Origin of the sequence: Salipiger mangrovisoli (assembly GCF_015223355.1) — a bacterium.
GTDB lineage: Bacteria > Pseudomonadota > Alphaproteobacteria > Rhodobacterales > Rhodobacteraceae > Salipiger > Salipiger mangrovisoli.
The window spans coordinates 120,365-138,700 of the sequence record NZ_JADFFK010000008.1 but is presented as its reverse complement, the minus strand read 5'-3'; the positions used below and the strand labels follow the sequence as shown (position 1 = coordinate 138,700).

At 68.2% G+C, this 18,336-nt stretch carries 25 protein-coding genes; 22 read left to right on the top strand and 3 right to left on the bottom strand.

Features of this window, described 5'->3' with window-relative positions; genetic code table 11:
- Positions 1 to 11 precede the first annotated feature (11 nt).
- Positions 12 to 665: a DUF2062 domain-containing protein gene (locus IQ782_RS12400; RefSeq protein WP_194134959.1), complete on the top strand. Its 654-nt coding sequence runs from the start codon at positions 12 to 14 to the stop codon at positions 663 to 665.
- A 35-nt stretch (positions 666 to 700) separates the two neighbouring features.
- Complete coding sequence (locus IQ782_RS12395) at positions 701 to 1,453, top strand: pyridoxine 5'-phosphate synthase (RefSeq protein WP_194134958.1); 753 nt, start codon at positions 701 to 703, stop codon at positions 1,451 to 1,453.
- 19 nt (positions 1,454 to 1,472) lie between these two features.
- On the opposite strand, the gene IQ782_RS12390 is transcribed toward IQ782_RS12395, so the two are convergent.
- Positions 1,473 to 2,369, bottom strand: coding sequence for a LysR substrate-binding domain-containing protein (locus IQ782_RS12390; RefSeq protein ID WP_194134957.1), 897 nt, complete (start codon positions 2,367 to 2,369; stop codon positions 1,473 to 1,475).
- A gap of 87 nt (positions 2,370 to 2,456) precedes the next feature.
- On the opposite strand from IQ782_RS12390, the gene IQ782_RS12385 reads away from it, so the two are divergent.
- The 7 genes from IQ782_RS12385 to IQ782_RS12355 all read left to right on the top strand — a co-directional run bounded on the left by IQ782_RS12385 (position 2,457) and on the right by IQ782_RS12355 (position 6,979).
- The gene (locus tag IQ782_RS12385) at positions 2,457 to 2,678 is read left to right on the top strand and encodes a hypothetical protein (RefSeq protein WP_194134956.1); all 222 of its coding nucleotides are present in this window, start codon (positions 2,457 to 2,459) and stop codon (positions 2,676 to 2,678) included.
- Positions 2,679 to 2,736: 58 nt separating this feature from the next.
- A complete protein-coding gene (gene acpS, locus IQ782_RS12380; RefSeq protein WP_092427741.1) occupies positions 2,737 to 3,156 on the top strand; it encodes a holo-ACP synthase in 420 nt (139 codons plus the stop codon).
- A gap of 140 nt (positions 3,157 to 3,296) precedes the next feature.
- The gene (lepB, locus tag IQ782_RS12375) at positions 3,297 to 4,130 is read left to right on the top strand and encodes a signal peptidase I (RefSeq protein WP_194134955.1); all 834 of its coding nucleotides are present in this window, start codon (positions 3,297 to 3,299) and stop codon (positions 4,128 to 4,130) included.
- Positions 4,127 to 4,813 (top strand): ribonuclease III, encoded by a 687-nt coding sequence (gene rnc / locus IQ782_RS12370; RefSeq protein WP_194134954.1) that lies wholly within the window; start codon positions 4,127 to 4,129, stop codon positions 4,811 to 4,813. The genes lepB and rnc overlap by 4 nt, the downstream gene beginning before the upstream one ends.
- Complete coding sequence (locus IQ782_RS12365; RefSeq protein ID WP_240989258.1) at positions 4,806 to 5,732, top strand: DMT family transporter; 927 nt, start codon at positions 4,806 to 4,808, stop codon at positions 5,730 to 5,732. Before rnc ends, IQ782_RS12365 begins: the two co-directional genes overlap by 8 nt.
- Before the next feature lie 13 nt (positions 5,733 to 5,745).
- A complete protein-coding gene (gene era, locus IQ782_RS12360) occupies positions 5,746 to 6,654 on the top strand; it encodes a GTPase Era (protein WP_194134953.1) in 909 nt (302 codons plus the stop codon).
- The gene (locus IQ782_RS12355; RefSeq protein WP_194134952.1) at positions 6,647 to 6,979 is read left to right on the top strand and encodes a DUF1491 family protein; all 333 of its coding nucleotides are present in this window, start codon (positions 6,647 to 6,649) and stop codon (positions 6,977 to 6,979) included. Before era ends, IQ782_RS12355 begins: the two co-directional genes overlap by 8 nt.
- Here the strand turns inward: IQ782_RS12355 and IQ782_RS12350 are convergent.
- Positions 6,924 to 7,565, bottom strand: a complete 642-nt coding sequence (locus IQ782_RS12350; protein ID WP_194134951.1) for a Pr6Pr family membrane protein — start codon at positions 7,563 to 7,565, stop codon at positions 6,924 to 6,926. The two genes, IQ782_RS12355 and IQ782_RS12350, sit on opposite strands and share 56 nt — an antisense overlap.
- Positions 7,566 to 7,784: 219 nt before the next feature.
- On the opposite strand from IQ782_RS12350, the gene recO reads away from it, so the two are divergent.
- The 5 genes from recO to IQ782_RS12325 all read left to right on the top strand — a co-directional run bounded on the left by recO (position 7,785) and on the right by IQ782_RS12325 (position 10,783).
- Positions 7,785 to 8,516 carry a DNA repair protein RecO gene (gene recO / locus IQ782_RS12345; RefSeq protein WP_194134950.1) on the top strand — a complete coding sequence of 244 codons (732 nt, stop codon included), beginning with the start codon at positions 7,785 to 7,787 and terminating at the stop codon, positions 8,514 to 8,516.
- 54 nt (positions 8,517 to 8,570) lie between these two features.
- Positions 8,571 to 9,236 carry a CDP-diacylglycerol--glycerol-3-phosphate 3-phosphatidyltransferase gene (gene pgsA / locus IQ782_RS12340; RefSeq protein ID WP_194134949.1) on the top strand — a complete coding sequence of 222 codons (666 nt, stop codon included), beginning with the start codon at positions 8,571 to 8,573 and terminating at the stop codon, positions 9,234 to 9,236.
- Entirely contained in the window at positions 9,236 to 9,481 is a 246-nt protein-coding gene (gene moaD, locus IQ782_RS12335; RefSeq protein ID WP_194134948.1) for a molybdopterin converting factor subunit 1, read from the top strand. The genes pgsA and moaD overlap by 1 nt, the downstream gene beginning before the upstream one ends.
- Before the next feature lie 4 nt (positions 9,482 to 9,485).
- Positions 9,486 to 9,932 carry a molybdenum cofactor biosynthesis protein MoaE gene (locus tag IQ782_RS12330; RefSeq protein WP_194134947.1) on the top strand — a complete coding sequence of 149 codons (447 nt, stop codon included), beginning with the start codon at positions 9,486 to 9,488 and terminating at the stop codon, positions 9,930 to 9,932.
- Between the two features lie 80 nt (positions 9,933 to 10,012).
- Positions 10,013 to 10,783 (top strand): FCD domain-containing protein, encoded by a 771-nt coding sequence (locus IQ782_RS12325; RefSeq protein ID WP_194134946.1) that lies wholly within the window; start codon positions 10,013 to 10,015, stop codon positions 10,781 to 10,783.
- A gap of 86 nt (positions 10,784 to 10,869) precedes the next feature.
- On the opposite strand, the gene IQ782_RS12320 is transcribed toward IQ782_RS12325, so the two are convergent.
- Positions 10,870 to 11,244, bottom strand: a complete 375-nt coding sequence (locus IQ782_RS12320) for a rhodanese-like domain-containing protein (RefSeq protein WP_194134945.1) — start codon at positions 11,242 to 11,244, stop codon at positions 10,870 to 10,872.
- A 147-nt stretch (positions 11,245 to 11,391) separates the two neighbouring features.
- Between IQ782_RS12320 and IQ782_RS12315 the strand changes: the two genes are divergently transcribed.
- The 8 genes from IQ782_RS12315 to IQ782_RS12280 all read left to right on the top strand — a co-directional run bounded on the left by IQ782_RS12315 (position 11,392) and on the right by IQ782_RS12280 (position 18,335).
- A complete protein-coding gene (locus IQ782_RS12315; RefSeq protein ID WP_194134944.1) occupies positions 11,392 to 12,447 on the top strand; it encodes a bifunctional transcriptional activator/DNA repair enzyme AdaA in 1,056 nt (351 codons plus the stop codon).
- A gap of 39 nt (positions 12,448 to 12,486) precedes the next feature.
- Positions 12,487 to 12,837, top strand: coding sequence for a YigZ family protein (locus IQ782_RS12310; protein WP_194134943.1), 351 nt, complete (start codon positions 12,487 to 12,489; stop codon positions 12,835 to 12,837).
- Entirely contained in the window at positions 12,834 to 13,199 is a 366-nt protein-coding gene (locus IQ782_RS12305; protein WP_194134942.1) for a DUF4186 domain-containing protein, read from the top strand. Before IQ782_RS12310 ends, IQ782_RS12305 begins: the two co-directional genes overlap by 4 nt.
- Positions 13,200 to 13,209: 10 nt before the next feature.
- Positions 13,210 to 13,686 (top strand): aminoacyl-tRNA deacylase, encoded by a 477-nt coding sequence (locus IQ782_RS12300; protein ID WP_194134941.1) that lies wholly within the window; start codon positions 13,210 to 13,212, stop codon positions 13,684 to 13,686.
- 60 nt (positions 13,687 to 13,746) lie between these two features.
- Entirely contained in the window at positions 13,747 to 15,732 is a 1,986-nt protein-coding gene (gene mutL / locus IQ782_RS12295; RefSeq protein ID WP_194134940.1) for a DNA mismatch repair endonuclease MutL, read from the top strand.
- Positions 15,729 to 16,868, top strand: a complete 1,140-nt coding sequence (locus IQ782_RS12290; RefSeq protein WP_194134939.1) for a DNA recombination protein RmuC — start codon at positions 15,729 to 15,731, stop codon at positions 16,866 to 16,868. Before mutL ends, IQ782_RS12290 begins: the two co-directional genes overlap by 4 nt.
- A 30-nt stretch (positions 16,869 to 16,898) precedes the next feature.
- Positions 16,899 to 17,915, top strand: a complete 1,017-nt coding sequence (locus tag IQ782_RS12285; protein ID WP_194134938.1) for an alpha/beta hydrolase family protein — start codon at positions 16,899 to 16,901, stop codon at positions 17,913 to 17,915.
- Between the two features lie 90 nt (positions 17,916 to 18,005).
- Positions 18,006 to 18,335: a DUF3775 domain-containing protein gene (locus tag IQ782_RS12280; RefSeq protein WP_194134937.1), complete on the top strand. Its 330-nt coding sequence runs from the start codon at positions 18,006 to 18,008 to the stop codon at positions 18,333 to 18,335.
- Position 18,336: the final 1 nt, after the last annotated feature.

The window sequence follows — 18,336 nt, the reverse complement described above, 5'->3', positions numbered from 1 at the left end:
GAAGGGCGCCTTTGGTTTTCAAGCGGCGCGACAAACGGCCAATCTGGAGGGCCGTACTCGAATTCTTCTGGCCGCGTGGCGGCTGGGGGCGCGCCGCCCGTTATGTCCAGTACCGTCTGCACCGGCTGCCCGATTCCCCCGAAAAGATCGCCCGCGGCATCTTTGCTGGCGTGTTCACCACCTTCACGCCGCTCTACGGATTGCACTTCGTCGTTGCTGCAACGATTGCCTGGCTGGTGCGGGGCAACATCCTTGCGGCCCTGCTCGGTACCTTCTTCGGCAATCCGCTGACCTACGTGCCGATCGGAATCGTCTCGCTGGAACTCGGATACTTCCTGCTTGGCATCGACCGCCGGTCGCCGCACCATGCCTCGCTGCTCGACAAGTTCACCTATGCGGGCCACGACCTGTGGCACAACGTCTGCGCCGTCTTCACCGGCGACGCGGCCGACTGGACCAACTTGCGGATCTTCTTCCACGAGGTCTTCTACCCCTACCTGATCGGCGGCATCCTTCCCGGGATCATCGCGGGACTGGTCGCCTACTACCTGTCGGTGCCGGTCATCCGCGCCTATCAGAACCGCCGCCGCGGGGCGCTGAAGAAAAAGCTCGCCGCCCTGAAAAAGAAGCAGAAAGCGGCTGACGAGGGCGGCGCGGCGGACTAGGGTCCGGCGCAGATCGACCCCCCGGAGGACATCCGATGACCACCTATGCCGGCCGCCTGAGACTGGGCGTCAACATCGACCACGTCGCCACCGTGCGCAACGCCCGCGGCAGCGCCTACCCCTGCCCGCTGCGCGCCGCGAAGATCGCCGAAGAGGCCGGCGCCGACGGCATCACCGCGCACCTGCGCGAAGACCGCCGCCATATCTCCGACGCCGACATCGACGGGCTGATGGAAACGCTCTCGGTGCCGCTGAACTTCGAGATGGCCGCCACCGAGGAGATGCAGGCCATCGCCCTGCGCCACAAGCCGCACGCCGTCTGCATCGTCCCCGAGAAGCGTGAGGAGCGCACCACCGAGGGCGGGCTGGAAGTGGCGCGCGAGGAAAACCGGCTGGCACATTTCATCGCGCCGCTGCGCGAGGCGGGCTGCCGGGTGTCGATCTTCATCGCCCCCGACAAGCCGCAGATCGAGGCCGCGCACCGCATCGGCGCGCAGGTGATCGAGCTGCACACCGGCGCCTATTGCGACCTGCACGCCGAAGGCAAATTCGACGAGCGCGACGCCGAGCTGGAGCGCCTGCGTGACATGGCCGCCTTTGGCCATTCACTGGGGCTCGAGGTGCACGCAGGCCACGGGCTGACCTACGAGACGGTGAAACCCATCGCCGCCTTCCCCGAGGTGGTCGAGCTCAACATCGGCCACTTCCTGATCGGCGAGGCGATCTTCCTCGGCCTCGGCCCGGCGATCGCCGAAATGCGCCGCCTGATGGACGAGGCGCGGGCCTGAGACCCCAGCCAGGCGGGGCTCAACCCTCGCCCAACCCCTCCTCGCGCAGCGCCTTTTTCAGCCAGCGCCGGAACAGCTGCTGGTCCGGCCCCGGCACCCGGTCCGGCGCCGAGACCAGCGCGTAGCGGAAGCCCGTGCGCCGGTAGCGCGGGAACGGCATGACAAGGCTGCCCATGCGCAGCGCGTCATGCACCAGCACCTCGAAGGCGAGGAACACCCCCAGCCCCGAGATCGCCGCGTCGAGGCACATGGCGGAATCGGGGAACTCGGGCCCCTCGCCGAGGATATCCTCCGCCACGCCCTCGGGCCCCAGCCAGGCGTCCCAGCCGAACATCGCCGCCGGATCACGGATAATGGGCACCCGCGACAGGTCGGCGGGTGTGCGCAGCATGCAGGCGATCTCGGGGCTGCAGACCGGCACGATCAGCTGGTCGAAAAGCGGCTCGGCCTTCACCCCGGGCCAGTCCCCCGGCCCGATGCGGATGCCGAAGTCCATGTCGGCGCGCGCTGGATCGATCAGCCCGGTGCCAATGTCGATGCGCACCTTGATGTCGGGGTGTTGCGCGTAGAAATCCTTGAGCCGCCAGATCAGCCAGCGCGTCGCGAAGATCGGCGCGACCGAGATCGTCACCACCTTGTCGCGGCGGTGCTCCAGCGCCTCCACCGCTTGGCCGACGCGGGCGAACCCCTCGCCGAGCCGCGACAGGAACTCCGCCGCCTCGGGGCGCACCAGCATCCCCTCGCGGCTGCGGTCGAAGAGCTGAAGCCCCAGCGCCTTTTCGGCGCGGGCGACCTGCTGGCTGACCGCGCCGATCGAGCTGCCGAGCTCCGCCGCGGCACGCGACAGCGTGCCGTTCCGGGCGACCGCCTCGATCACCCGCAGCCCGTGGAGGGAGTGTGCGTTCAGGCTCTTCATTCACATGAGCTAAACCCTGCTATGCAGGATGTGCAATTAAATATGCGCATTCACCGCTTATGTTTTAGCCAAACGAAAGGATACCAAATGAAACAGATTCTCCTGGCCCTGTTCGGGCCTTCCCCGCACACCGAGCCCGTCCGCCGTGGCCCGCTCGACCACCCCGAGATCGCCCGCATGAGCCCCCGCGAACTCGCCGACCTGCCGCTGCCGCGCATGGCAGAGGTCGAAGAGCGCCAGCCTCTGCGCCAGCCTCGCACCACCCGCCACCCTGCCACCGCACCCCGCCTCTCCGCCCCCTGCGCTTGACAGCGCCGCCGCGATGCGGTTCCCCGGACAGCGGGAGCAACACGGAGCGGCGCGGCAGATGATCCTCGGAATCGGCACGGACCTGGCGAATATCGAGCGGATCGAGGCGACGCTGGCACGCTTCGGCGACCGCTTCCGCAACCGCGTCTTCACCGAGACCGAGCAGCGCAAGGCCGAACGCCGCAAGGATGTGGCCGGCACCTATGCAAAGAGGTGGGCCGCCAAGGAAGCCTGCTCCAAGGCGCTCGGCACCGGGCTTCGCATGGGCATCTCCTGGAAGGACATGGCGGTGACCAACCTGCCCACAGGCCAGCCTGTGATGCATGTCACCGGATGGGCCAAGGAGCGGCTCGACCTGATGACCCCGCCCGGCCACGAGGCGATCATCCACGTGACGCTGACCGATGATCACCCCTGGGCGCAGGCCTTCGTGGTGATCGAGGCACGCCCCCTCGGCGCGGCGATCACGCCGGGGTAACGCGCGCACAAAACCCGTCGACGGGTTTTGCAAATCTCTTCGAAGAGATTTGTCCGGCCCCAGCGCTGGCTTGACACTCTCCCCGCCCCCGCCCATGAAGCCTTGAAACCAAGGCACATCGAGGCACAGGGCGGATTTCCATGGCGAAAGAAGAGAAATCGGGCGGGATCTGGGAAACCGTCAAGACGGTGTTCTGGGCGCTGATCATCGCGGGCGTCTTCCGCACGCTGTTCTTCCAGCCCTTCTGGATCCCCTCGGGCTCGATGAAGGACACGCTGCTGATCGGCGACTTCCTCTTCGTCAACAAGATGACCTACGGCTATTCCTACGCCTCCTGCCCGTCGATCCGCCTGAACTCCTTCGGCATCAACATCGACGCCAAGGACATCTGCGGCTTCCTCGACGGCGACAACACCCGGCTCTTCGGCTCCGAGCCCGAGCGCGGCGACGTGGTGGTCTTCCGCCACCCGGTCAACGGCACCGACTTCATCAAGCGGGTGATCGGCCTGCCCGGCGACCAGATCCAGGTCAAGCAGGGGCTGCTCTACATCAACGGCACCCCGACCCAGGTCGAGGCCAACGGCACCTTCACCGAGACCGCCGAGCCGCAGGGCCCGCAGGGGCTGCGCCCGCGCTGCGAGAACGGCCCGGTCGGCACCGGCGCGGTCTGCGAGAAATCGCGCTGGACCGAAACGCTGCCCAATGGCGTGAAGCATGATATCCTCAACATCGGCATGCAGGGCTCGGACAACACGCCGATCTACACCGTGCCCGAGGGTCATTTCTTCATGATGGGTGACAACCGCGACAACTCCGCAGACAGCCGCGTCCCGAATGCCGCGGGCGGCGTCGGCTTCGTGCCCTTCGAGAACATCATCGGCAAGGCCACGCGCGTCATGTTCTCGTCGGCAGGCCGCTCGATGCTGTTCTTCTGGACCTGGCGCTCCGACCGGTTCTTCCACAAGATCACATGAAGCGTTCGGCCGAGATAGAAGCACTGGAGCAGCGGCTGGGCCACCGGTTCGACCGGCCCGACCTGCTGCGCCGCGCGCTGACCCATTCGTCCATGTCCGGCCCCGGCCGCGAGGACAACCAGCGGCTCGAGTTCCTCGGCGACCGCGTGCTTGGCCTGGTCATGGCCGAGGCACTTCTGGGCGAGGACCGCAAGGCGTCCGAGGGCCAGCTTGCCCCCCGCTTCAACGCGCTGGTCCGCAAGGAGGCCTGCGCCGAGGTCGCGCGCGACGTCGACATCGGCGCGGCGCTGAAACTTGGCCGTTCCGAGATGATGTCGGGCGGACGGCGCAAGCAAGCGCTGCTCGGTGACGCGATGGAGGCGGTGATCGCCGCAGTCTACCTTGACGGTGGTTTCGAGGTGGCGCGCGAGATGATCCTGCGGCTTTGGGGCGACCGCGTCTCGACCGTTCAGCAGGATGCGCGCGACCCCAAGACCTCGTTGCAGGAATGGGCGCAGGCGCGCGGCATGACGCCGCCCGCCTATGTCGAAACGGCGCGCTCCGGCCCCGACCATGCGCCGGTCTTCACCATCGAGGTGCGGCTCGCCTCGGGCCAGAAGGCGGACGCCACCGCCGGCTCGAAGCGCAAGGCCGAACAGGAAGCCGCCGCGGCGCTGCTGGCGCAAGTCTCAGAGAATGGCTGACACCGCCGCGCCGCGGATGAGCGCGAATGCCACCGGCGCCGGGTTCATGGTGCTGGCGATGACGCTCTTCGCGGTCGAAGACGCACTGTTCAAATCCGTCGCCCCCGGTCTGCCGCCGGGCGAAGCAACGCTGATCTTCGGCCTCACCGGCGTGACCCTCTACACGCTGATGACCCTGCGCGCCGGCGAGGCTGTACTGCACCCCGCGATGCTGCGCCCAAGCCTGCTGCTGCGCACCTTTTTCGAGATCATGGGCCGGCTCTTCTTCGCGCTGTCGCTGGCCTACACGCCCCTTTCGGTCACCTCCTCGATCCTGCAAGCCGCGCCGCTGGTGGTCACCGCCGGGGCCGCGCTGCTGCTGGGCGAGAAGGTCGGTCCGCGCCGCTGGGCCGCAATGGCGGTGGGCTTCATGGGCGTGCTGCTGATCGTGCGCCCGACGCCCGAGGCATTCCGGCTCGACGCGCTGCTGTCGATCGCCGCGATGTTCGGCTTTGCCATGCGCGATCTTTACACCCGCGCCGCGCCACCCGCGGTTTCGGCGAAGCAGCTCGGCGTCCTCGGCTTCGCCGTTGTCACCCTCGCGGGCCTGCTGCTGCTGCCCTTCGATCCGGCCCCGCCGCGCGTGCCGGAGACGAGCGAGCTCTTGCGCCTGCTGGCGACCGGCCTTGTCGGCGTTACCGCCTACACCGCCCTCACCCGCGCCATGCGCACGGGTGAGGTCTCGGTGGTTGCCCCCTTCCGCTATTCGCGGCTGCTGGTGGCGCTTGTCTTCGCCTATCTGCTCTTCGGCGAGCGCCCGGATCTGTGGACACTTGCAGGAGCACTGCTGATTGTCGTCTCGGGATGCTATACCCTGATCCGCAGCGGCCGCTCTGGCCCCGCGCCGCAAAAGCCTGTAAGGGCCACGGATCGTCAGTAACGGGAACACCCCAATGACCACACGTGCCGGATTCATCGCCCTCATCGGCGAGCCCAATGCGGGCAAGTCGACGCTCACCAACCGCATGGTGGGCGCCAAGGTGTCGATCGTCACCCACAAGGTGCAGACAACCCGCACGCGCATCCGCGGCGTGGCCATGGAGGGCGACAGCCAACTCGTCTTCGTCGACACGCCGGGCCTGTTCAAGCCGCGCCGCCGGCTCGACCGCGCCATGGTGGCGGCGGCCTGGGGCGGGGCATCGGATGCCGACATCATCGTGCTGCTGATCGAGGCGCACCGCGGCATGACCGACGGCGTGAAGCGCATCCTCGAGGGGCTGCAGGACCTGCCGCGCGGCCGCAAGGTGGCGCTGGCGATCAACAAGATCGACCGGGTCAAGGCAGAAGAGCTGCTGGCGCTCACCCAGAAGATGAACGAGGCCTATGCCTTCGCCGAGACCTTCATGATCTCGGCCGAGCGCGGCCACGGCGTCGACGCGCTGCGCAAGTGGCTGGCCGAGCAGGTGCCCGAGAGCCCCTGGCTCTACCCCGAGGACCAGATCGCCGACCTGCCGATGCGGATGATCGCCGCCGAGATGACCCGCGAGAAGCTGACCCTTCGCCTGCACCAGGAATTGCCCTACCAGCTGACGGTCGAGACCGAGCATTGGGAAGAGCGCGAAGACGGCACCGCCCGCATCGACCAAGTGATCTACGTCACCCGAGACGGCCACAAGGGTATCGTGCTGGGCAAGAAGGGCGAGACGATCAAGGCGGTTTCGCAAGCCTCGCGCGCCGAACTCGAAGAGTTTCTCGGCCGCAAGGTGCACCTCTTCCTGCAGGTGAAGGTACGCGAGAATTGGCTGGAAGAAGCCGAGCGCTATTCCGAGATGGGCCTCGAGTTCAAGGACGGCAATGCCTGAACCCCGGCTCGCCACCCATGTCTGGGTCGGCGCCTACCTGCGGCGGCTGTCGCTGCTCGACATCCCCGCCTATGTGACCGCCCATGGCGACGACACCGCCGGGGCGGTGATCGTCAAGCTTGCCACGCTCGACGGACAGGCCGTGGCCTTCACCCGCGAATGGGACCTGATGACCGGCGCGCGCCGCTGGACGACTCTGGCCGAGGGGCCGGAATACGAGGTCGATGCGCGGGTCTCGAAACAGCGCGCGTTCGATCCGGATCTCTGGGTCATCGAACTTGAGGACCGTCGGGGGCGTCACCTGCTGGAGGAGATGGACGGCTGAGCAGCCGCCCCAGCGCCACCATCCCCAGCCCGCCGAGCCAGAAGCTCACCCCCAGAGCCAGACACCACAGGCCGACGCCGCTCCAGCCGACCTCGTGAGGGTCGATGAAGAAATAGGGGTGCCGGCCGTCGATCTCGCCACGGATCAGCGCGTAGCTGACGTAGCCCAGCGGCCAGAGCAGCCACCACAGCGCGTGACGCGGCACCAGCCCGTCCTTCGGTGCCAGCGCCAGCCACCACAGCCCCACCGCGATCGGCACGAAGGTATGCACCGCCATGTCCGACCACCAGCGCAACCCCTCCAGCGGCCGCGCAAGCAGCCCGTGGTAGACGATCGCGACGATGAGGATCCACAGCGTCACCGCCGCAAGCCACCAGGGCTGCGCCCTGTGCCCAGCGGCGATCATCGCGAAGCTCACCGCCACCATGAGGTTGGTCAGGATGGTGAAGTAGCGCCCAAGCCGCCAGAGCTCTTCGAACACCGTCCGGCCGGGACTGCGCGCCAGACCGACGTGCACCTGCAACCACAGCGCCCCGAGCGCGAGCAGGGCAATCAACAGGGCGGTGTGGCGTTGGGTTTGGGTCATGGCATCTCCCGGGCCGACCATCCTACTGCAGAGCAGATCATATTGCGAGATCAAGACACATCCGCTCACAGCGCGGCGAGACACCGCGGATCGCGGCCCATCTTCACGCGCTCGGATGCGGGCGCTGGCTTTCTCGGCGGGGCTGCGCGGCTGTGCCGGCGCTGACGCCCGCCGCTGCCCCCCCTTGCTCCCATCCCCGCAAACTCCGAGAGTGCGCGCATGGAATGGCGCGATACCGGCATCCTTCTGACCTCGCGCAGGCATGGCGAAAGCTCGGCGATTCTCGAGGTCTTCACCCCCGGACACGGGCGGCACATGGGCGTGCTGCGCGGCGGTGCCTCGCGCCGTGTCGCCCCCTTCCTGCAACCCGGCGCGCAGCTCGATCTGACGTGGAAGGCGCGGCTCGAGGACCACATGGGCAGCTTCACCGCCGAGCCGCAGCGTTCGCGCGCGGCGAGCGCGCTGTCGGACCGGCTGTCGCTGGCCGGGCTCAACGCGGTATGCGCCCTGCTCGCTTTCTCGCTGCCCGAGCGCGAGGTGCACCCCAACCTCTATGCCCGCACCGAACAGCTGCTCGACCTGCTGCCCGAGCGCGACCTCTGGCCGCTGGCCTACCTGCGCTGGGAAATGGCTCTGCTTGACGAGATGGGATTCGGGCTCGATCTCTCGGCCTGCGCGGTGCGCGGCACCAACGAGGAACTGTGCTTCGTCTCGCCCCGCACCGGCCGCGCCGTCTCGCGGCAGGCGGCGGGGGAATGGGCCGACCGGCTGCTGCCCCTGCCCGACATCCTGAAGGGCGAAGGCCCCGGTCCGGACGGCGAAATCCTGCAGGCGCTGCGCACCACCGGGCACTTCCTAGAGCGCCACATGGCCCCCGCGCTGCGCGACCGGCCACTGCCGCAGGCCCGCGCCGCCTATGTCGAGAGATTCCGCCGCAGCACAGAGGCGTGAACGGGGCGTCCGAGGCGTCTTTCCCCTCCGGAAAAAGCGCGCTACGTAAGTCGCATGCGCTGGAACCTGCCAAATATCCTCACCGCCCTCCGCCTGATCGCCGCCCCCGGCGTGGCGGTGATGTTCCTGTATTTCTCGCGACCGCTCGCGGACTGGTTCGCGTTGCTGCTGTTCATCAGCGCTGCCGTCACCGACTGGTTCGACGGTTACCTCGCCCGGCTCTGGGGACAGGAGAGCAAGATCGGTGCCATGCTCGACCCGATCGCCGACAAGGCGATGGTGGTGATCGCGCTGATGGTGATCGTCGGCTATTCGTCGATGTCGCCCTGGCTGGTGCTTCCCGCGACGATGATTCTCTTCCGCGAGGTGTTTGTCTCGGGCCTGCGCGAGTATCTCGGCGACGTCGCGGGCACGCTCAAGGTGACCAAGCTGGCGAAGTGGAAAACCACTTTCCAGATGATTGCCATCGCCACGCTCTTTTCACAGGGGGTGTTCGAGCATTACCTTGCTCTCAGTGTCGAGGCGCTGGACCAGCAGACGGTCACCCGCGCGCTCGACGCCGGCGGCGCCGATCCGCACGGGCTGCGCTGGCAGGAAGCCGGGATGATCTGGACCGGCCACCTTGGCCTGACGCTGCTGTGGATCGCCGCCGCGCTGACCCTGATCACCGGCTGGGACTACTTCGTGAAGGCCCTGCCGTTCCTGAAGGACGACACGTGATGGACCTGCTCTATTTCGCCTGGGTGCGCGAACGCATCGGCCTGCCGAAGGAGCGCTACGAGACCGCGGCCGCCACGGTGAACGATCTCATCGAGGAGCTGCGCGGGCGCGAGGAGCGCTACGCGCTGGCCTTCTCCGATCTCTCGGCGCTGCGCGTGGCGCTGGACCAGGAACTGTCGGAGTTCGACGCGCCGCTTGCCGGCGTGCGCGAGGTCGCCTTCTTCCCGCCGATGACCGGGGGCTGATCCCATGGCCATCCGGGTTGTCGTGCAGGAAGAGCCCTTCGATTTCGGCGCCGAGGCCGAGGGATTTGCCGCAGGCCGCACCGACATGGGCGCCGTGGTGACCTTCACCGGCGTGGTGCGCGATGTGTCGGGCACGCTGGCGACCATGGAGATCGAGCACTACCCCGGCATGACCCAGAAGGCGCTGGAAAAGATCGCGACCGAGGCCGAGGCGCGCTGGGATCTCGGAGAGGTGCTGGTGATCCACCGCTACGGCCGCATGGGTCCGGGCGAACGCATCATGATGGTCGCCACCGCCTCCAAGCACCGCGGCCACGCCTTCGAGGCAGCCGAGTACTTGATGGACTATCTCAAGTCGCGCGCACCCTTCTGGAAGAAGGAAAGCGGCGCAGAGGGCACCTCCTGGGTCACCGCCAAGGACGAGGACGAGGACGCGCTGTCGCGCTGGTAGACCCTCTCCTTCCGTCGCGCTTGAGACATGGCGCCTCTGGTCATATGATCTGACCAATTCAGCCTCTCAGGACCATCCCGATGCCCTTTCGTCCCGTCCAGTCAGAGAAACTCTCAAGCGCCGTCGTGCGCCAGATCGAAGAGCTGATCCTGCGCGGCATCCTGCGTCCCGGCGAGCGCCTGCCCGCCGAGCGCGAGCTGTCGGACCGGCTGGGCGTGTCCCGCCCCTCGCTGCGCGAGGCGGTGGCCGACCTGCAGGCGCAAGGCTTGCTGGAAACCCGCGCCGGGGCGGGCATCTTCGTCACGGAAGTGCTCGGCTCCGCCTTCTCCGATGCGCTGATCCAACTCTTTTCCAAGCATGACGAGGCGGTCTTCGACTACCTCAGCTTCCGCCGCGACATGGAGGGGCTGGCCGCCGAGCGCGCGGCCCTGCATGGCACGCCGTCGGATCTGAAGGTCATCGACGCGCTCTTCGAGAAGATGGCCGCGGCGCACCAGAAGCGGAACCCGGCCGAGGAGGCGCGGCTCGATGCCGACTTCCACCTCGCGATCATCGAGGCCAGCCATAACGTCATCATGCTGCACATGATGCGCTCGATGTACCAGCTGCTGCGCGAGGGGGTGTTCTACAACCGCTCGGTCATGTTCAAGCAGCGCACCACCCGTGAGGCGCTGCTCGAGCAGCACCGGGCGATCAATACCGCGCTGCAGGCGCGTGACGCGTCGGCTGCCAAGGCCGCGGTGCAGGCGCACCTCGGCTACGTCGAGGCGGCGCTGATTGCCGACCGCAAGGCGATGCGCGACGAGGACGTGGCGCGGCAGCGCTTCGACCGGGTGACCGGGCGCGGTTGATCGCGGAAAAGGGGGCGCTGCCCCCTCTTGGCCTGCGGCCAATTCACCCCCGGCGTATTTTGAAAGAGAAGAAGGGCCGGGGTGTTTCAGCCGACCGGCGTGGGTGCACCGGTGGCCATGTTGGTGCCGATATAGGGCTTGTGGCTGCCTTTCCAGGCCCCGAAGCCGCCTTCCATATGTGCGACGCGCGCCATGCCCGACGCGATGGCGGCGCGGGCGACCCGCTCCGAACGCGCGCCAGAGCCGCAGTGGAAGACGATGCGCTTCTCACCCTGCCCCGGCAGCTTCTCGGGGCGGAAGAAGGCCATCGGCATCAGCAGCGCGCCCTCGATGTGCTCGAACATGTATTCCTGCGGCGTGCGCACGTCGATCAGCACGATCTCGTTGCGGGCGAAGGCCTCGGCGACCTCGTCGGCGGTCCAGGTCTCCAGAAGGGCGTTGCCCACTTCCTCGGTCTTCATTGCCCGGCTCCTTTTCATATCTGTTTTTTGATATCTATCTTCTCATGTGGGGCGCGAGACCGGCGAAGCAAGAGGGGCCGGTGCTAGAGAACAATAGCCGCCCGATTTCCGGCGGCGCGCCGCGCGCGGATCGGCTAGAGTCGGGGCATGCTCTTTGCCCTTCCTGACCCTGACACGCTCTACCAGGCGCTGCTCGACCGGGACCCGTCCTACGATGGCCGGGCCTATGTCTGCGTCGCCTCGACCGGCATCTTCTGCCGGCTGACCTGCCCCGCGCGCAAACCGCTGCGCGCGAATTGCAGCTTCCACGAGACCGTGGGCGCGTGCATCACCGCCGGCTTCCGGCCCTGCAAGCGCTGCCGCCCGCTCGCCCCGATGGCCAAGGGAGATCCCGTGATCGCCCGGCTACTCGAGGCGCTCGAGGCGCGCCCGGCCTTCCGCTGGTCCGAGCCCGACCTCGTGGCGATGGGTCTCGATCCCTCTACCGTGCGCCGCGCCTTCAAGCGGCAGTTCGGCATGACCTTCCTCGAGATGGCCCGGCAGCGTCGTCTGCGCGAGGGTTTCACCGCACTCGCCTCGGGGGCGCCGGTGATCGAGGCGCAGCTCGACGCGGGGTTCGAAAGCGCCTCTGCCTTCCGCGCGGGCTTTGCCAAGGCGCTTGGCGTCGCACCGGGCGCGCTGAGGGCGGACGCGCTGCTGCGCGCCGACTGGATCGCCACGCCGCTCGGCGACATGGTGTCCGTCTGCTCGAAGTCACACCTGCACCTGCTAGAATTCATCGACCGCAAGGCGCTGCCGCGCGAGCTGGAGAAGCTGCGCAGGGGCGCAGGCAACGAGATCGGCGTGGGCACATACGCGCCCTCGCAGCAGATCCGCGAGGAGCTGGCGCGATTCTTCGCCGGGGAGAGCGCCCGCTTCGACACGCCGCTGGCGCTGCATGGCTCGGAGTTCACCAAGTCGGTCTGGCGCGCCTTGCGCGAGATCCCGGCTGGCGAGACACGCAGCTACGGCGCGCTGGCGCAGGCGCTGGGTCGGCCCTCGGCGGTGCGGGCGGTGGCGCAGGCCAATGGCGCCAATCAGATCGCGCTGGTGATCCCCTGCCACCGGGTGATCGGGGCGGACGGATCGCTCACCGGCTACGGCGGCGGGCTCTGGCGCAAGCAGCGGCTGCTGGAAATCGAGCGGGGCTACCTCGGAGGCTGAAGGCTTGCGCCCTGCCTCCGCGCGGCTTACCCCTCTGGCATGCGCATTCTCGAGAACATCATCAGCGACCGCGGCTCGAAATACGCCGTCTCGGGCGGGCCCTGCGCCTCGGAGGAGGAGGCGAAGGCCTTTCTCAGGGAGCTCAAGCGTAACAAGAAGTTCGCCAAGGCCACGCATAACACATGGGGCCTGCTGACCGGCGACACGCCGATCAAGAACGACGACGGCGAGAGCGGCGCGGGCATGGTGATCCTGCGGATGCTGGAGCGCGAGGGGCTCAGGGACCACATCATCGTGGTCACCCGCTGGTACGGCGGCAAGCACCTCGGCGGCGACCGCTTCCGCCACGTGCAGGACGCGGTGCGCACCTATATCGAAAGCCTGGAATGAGCGCCGCGCCGGACCGCCTCTTTGCGCGGCTGGCGCGTTCGAGCTTCCGCAGCCGGTTCCGGCTTGGCCCGAAGGAGCGCACCTATGCCGACGAGAAGGGCCGCGCGGTGATCCTCCTGCACGCGCGCGACTTCATCGCCGAGCGGCTCGCCCCGGCGCAGCCGAGAAACGACGGCAAGCAGACGCCCATGCGTGGCCACCCGGTGTTTGTCGCCCAGCACGCCACGGCCACCTGCTGCCGCGGCTGCCTTGCGAAGTGGCACGGGCTGGCGGCGGGGCGCGCCTTGAGCGACGAGGAACAGGCGCAGGTGGTCGGGGTGATCCTTGCGTGGATCGACCGGCAGATGGGGTATCGGGCATGAGGGTCTCGGCATGAGCAAGGGCACACCCGCGACGCAGGCGCTGGGGCGCGCCAAGGTGGATTTCGAGCTGCTGGAATACGACTACGTCTCCGGGCAGGCGCAGATCGGGCTGCATGCCGCCGAGGCGATTGGCTGGGATCCCGAGAGGGTGCTGAAGACGCTGATGGTCGAGGTCGATGGAAAACCCTGCTGCGCGGTGGTGCCCTCGGGCGCGACGCTGTCGATGAAGCGCGTCGCCAGCGCCTTCGGCGGCAAGTCGGCGCAGATGATGGATCCCGCCAAGGCCGAGCGGCTGACCGGCATGCACACCGGCGGGATCAGCCCCTTCGGACAGAAGAAGCGCGCGCCCGTGGCCTTCGAGGCGGCGGCGATGAAGGCCGAGCGGATCGTGCTGAACGGTGGAAGGCGTGGATTGATGGTGGTGGTCACCCCTGCCGATGCGCTAGAGGTCTCCGGCGGTCGGGCCGCGTCGCTGGCGGCGGACTGAACGCTCCGCCACCGGCGCAGACCGTTCCAGAATCGCGAAATCCCTGCTAGGTATGGTGGCATGAACACCCACAGCCCCAATATGCGTCCCGTCATTCGGCAGCTCGACGAGGCCGCCATCAATCGCATCGCCGCCGGCGAGGTGGTCGAGCGCCCGGCCTCGGCGGTCAAGGAGCTGGTGGAGAACGCCATCGACGCCGGGGCCACCCGCGTCACCGTCGAGATCGCCGACGGCGGCAAGACCCTGATCCGGGTCAGCGACGACGGCTGCGGCATGGGGCCGGACGAGCTGCCAATGGCGCTGTCGCGCCATGCCACGTCGAAGATCGATGGCTCGGACCTGCTGAACATCCACAGCTTCGGCTTTCGCGGCGAGGCGCTTCCTTCGCTCGGCGCTGTCGGCCGGCTGACCATCCAGAGCCGTGTCGCCGGGCAGGACGGGGCCGAGATCGCGGTCTCCGGCGGGCAGATGGGCGCGGTGAAACCGGCGGCGCTGAACCCCGGCACGGTGGTGACGCTGCGCGATCTCTTCTTTGCCACCCCGGCACGCCTGAAGTTCCTGCGCACCGACCGCGCCGAGATGATGTCGATCTCGGACGTGATGAAACGTCTCGCCATGGCCGAGCCCTCGGTGGGCTTCACCCTGCGCGATGTCTCGCAGGGCAAGGATCGGGTGAATTTCCGCGCCGACGCCGTCTCGGGCGATCTCTTCGACGCGCTGCGGGGTCGGCTGGCACAGGTGCTGGGCGCCGAGTTCACCGACAATGCGCTGGCCATCGACGCCGAGCGCGATGGCTTCCGGCTGACCGGCTACGCCGCCCTGCCGACCTATTCGCGCGGCTCTTCCGTGGCACAGCACCTCTTCGTCAACGGCCGCCCGGTGCAGGACAAGCTGCTCTACGGCGCGCTGCGCGGCGCCTATGCCGATTACCTGAGCCGCGACCGGCACCCGGCGGTGGCGCTCTTCGTCGACTGCGACCCGCATCTGGTGGACGTCAACGTGCACCCGGCCAAGTCCGAGGTCCGCTTCCGCGAGCCGGGGCTGGTGCGCGGGCTCATCGTCTCGGCGCTGCGCCACGCGCTCGCCGGGGCCGGGCACCGCGCCTCGAGCACCGTGGCCGCCGACACGCTGGCGGCCTTGCGGCCCGAGGTTCGACCGCTGATGGGCACGGGCGGGCAGCTGCCGCTGCACCAGCAGCCCTCGCACACCGACAGCTTCGGCGCCTATGGCGGCGGCGCGCCGCTTGGCGCGCGCCCCGAGGGGGTCACCAGCCCGCGCATCTACCAGATGGACCGCCCCTCGGCGGGCGCACGCAGCGCCGCCTATGCCGGGCAGGCGCCCGACCCCAACCCCAATTTCGTCCCCGCCCCGCCGCGCCTGCCGCAGACGCAGGGCTTCGCCGAGATGGGCGGCGGCTGGTCGGGCCGCGTCGTCGAGGACGCGGCGGTCGAGCCCGAGGCCGCGCACCTGCCGCTCGGCGCGGCGCGGGGTCAGGTGCACGAGAACTACATCATCGCCCAGACCGAGACCGGCATCGTGATCGTCGACCAGCACGCGGCCCACGAGCGGCTGGTCTATGAAAAGCTGAAGCGCCAGATGGCCGAGCGCGGCGTCGCGGCGCAGGCGCTGCTGATCCCCGAGATCGTCGAGCTGTCGCAGGACGACCAGTCCCGTCTGCTCGACATCGCCGACGAGCTGGCGCGCATGGGTCTCTCGGTCGAGCCCTTCGGCGGCTCGGCGCTGGCGGTGCGCGAGACCCCGGCAATCCTCGGAGAGGTCAATGCCGAGGCGCTGATCAGGGACATCCTCGACGAGCTGGCGGATTACGGCAGCTCGCAGCTGGTGCAGGAAAAGCTCGAGGCGATCCTCAGCCGCGTCGCCTGCCACGGCTCGATCCGCTCGGGCCGCCGGATGCGCGCCGAGGAGATGAACGCCCTGCTGCGCGAGATGGAGGCCACGCCCCACTCCGGCCAGTGCAACCATGGCCGCCCCACCTACGTGGAGCTGAAGCTGTCGGATATCGAGAGGCTGTTCGGCCGCACATGATCGAGATCGCCGGGCAGACCATCGGCTTCGACGACCCGCGCCTCTGGATGGCCGCAGGCGTGGCGGTGCTCGCGCTCCTGATGATCATGGCGATCCGCGCCTCGAACCGTGCCGCGCGACTCGGCTACCCGCTCAGCCAGCTGTCACAGCGGGTGCAGGCGCTGTCCGAGGGGCAGGAACGGCTCACCGGCGGGCTGCACCACGTCTCCGAGGCGCAGGTGAAGAGCCAGAATGCCATGCTGCAACTGATGGAAAAGCGGCTGGCGCAGGTGCAGCAGAACATGTCCGAGAACCTGCACGGCACCGCCCGCCGCACCGCGCATTCGCTGGGCCAGCTGCAGGAACGGCTGAAGACCATCGACCAGGCGCAGGAGAACATCACAAGGCTCTCGGGTGACGTGCTGTCGCTGCAGGACATCCTGTCGAACAAGCAGACGCGCGGTGCCTTCGGGGAAATCCAGCTCAACGACATCGTCTCCAAGGCGCTGCCCCCCGACGCCTACGCGATGCAGGCAACGCTCTCGAACGGGCGGCGCGCCGATTGCCTGATCAAGCTGCCGGAACCGCCGGGCCATATCGTCATCGACGCCAAGTTCCCGCTCGAGGCCTACGAGATGCTGCGCCGCGCCGAAACGCCCGAGGCCAAGCAGCGCGCCGGGCAGGCCTTCCGCATGTCGGTGCGCAAGCACCTGCGCGACATCTCGGACCGCTACATCCTCGACGGCGAGACCGCCGACAGCGCGCTGATGTTCCTGCCCTCCGAAGCGGTCTACGCCGAGCTGCATGCCAGCTTCCCCGAGGTGGTGCGCGAGGGCTTTTCGCTGCGGGTCTGGATCGTCTCTCCGACCACCTGCATGGCGACGCTGAACACGCTGCGCGCGGTGCTCAAGGATGCCCGGATGCGTGAGCAGGCCGGGGCGATCCGCCGCGAGCTGGGCCTGCTGCACCAGGACATCGAACGCCTTGAAAGCCGCGTCGAGAACCTCGACCGTCACTTCGGCATGGCCGCGCGCGACCTTTCTGAGATCCGCGTCAGCGCCGAGAAAGCGGGCCGACGTGCCCAAAAACTCGACAATTTTGATTTCGAAGATCTGGCGCCCGAGGGGCGTATCGTGCCATTGCCACGGCAGACCTGACGTATCGACCGACTCGACAAGGAAAATCGGATGCTTGCCCGCCTGACCGGCCTCGCGCTTGCGGCCCTTCTTGCAGCTCCCGGCTATGCCGCGGGTGACAAGACCGGCGTTGGCGTCAGCAGCCTGATCCGCCCCGAGGCGAACTTCGGTCGCGGCGTGTCGATGACCATCTGGTACCCGTCACAGACCGGCGGCGGTGCGTCCGAGCTGGTCGGCCGCAACGCGGTCTTCGAAGGCACTCCCGCACAGCGCGAAGCCTCTCCCATGCCCGGCAAGCTGCCGCTGGTGCTGCTCTCGCACGGCGGGCGCCGCTCAGCCGAGCAAAGCGGTGCCTGGCTGGCAGCGCGGCTGGCCGAGGGCGGCTACATCGTTGCCGAGGTCAGTGGCCAGCGTCCGCGCGACCCGGCTTCGGCACTTGGTGAGATCTGGCGCCGCCCGGCGGAGTTGGGGCAGGCGCTCGACCTGCTGCTGAACGATCCCGACTGGCAGATGCGCATTGATGAAACCCGCGTCGCCGTTGCCGGTTTCGCGCTCGGCGGCACCGCCGCGATGATGCTGGCCGGCGGGATGATCGATCAGGGGGCCTACATGCTCAACTGCTGGACCGCCCATGCCTCGCCCGACTGCGGCTGGTTCGCCGAAGGCGGCATCGATCCGGCCGATGTCGATCCGCAGGCGTTGACCCTGCCCCGCCACGATCCGCGGGTGCGCGCGGCGCTGGCCATCGCGCCCGAGTATCTCGCCGAGTTCCGCCCGGACAGCCTGTCCGAGCACAACGCGGACATGCGCATCTTCGGCCTCGACCAGCCGGTCCCCGGCGAGACGCGGATCGCGACCCAGACCGGAATCGCGGTGCAGCCGCTGCAGGGTGCCGCGCTTTACGATCTGTTCGCCCTCTGCACGCCCGGCGGCGCCAAGCTGCTTGAGGAAGAAGGCGGCGATCCGGCGCTCTGCGGCAGCACCGCCGAGGCCCGCGCCGCGGTGCATGAGCAGCTGGCGACCGGCGCGCTCGAGTTCCTGAACCGCGCGCTGCCGCTGCCCTACTGATCTTCCGCCTCCGCCACGCGCCGCTTGTCGCAGATCAAGGTCGGGGTGTACGCTTTTCTCCATGGTGTGCGCGATGAAAGGAGACGCGCCATGGAAGAAATCAGCGTCCGCACGGTTGCCGCCGTGATCCTGATGGCCCGCGAGATCGATCGGGCCGAGGGCGAGTTGCGCGGCTTCATCGACCGCATGAGCGAAGAGGAACAGGCCGCGCTTGTCGCGGTGATGTGGATCGGTCGCGATGCCTTCGATGCCGACGAATGGGAAGAGGCCTATGGCACCGCCCTCTCCGAGGCCTCGACCCCGACCGCCGACTACTTGATCGGCACGCCGCATCTTGCCGACAACCTCGAGGCCGGCCTCGAAGCGCTCGGCTATGACCCCGAAGACGAAGAGGACGAGCTGCTGAGCCGCGGCAGCTAGG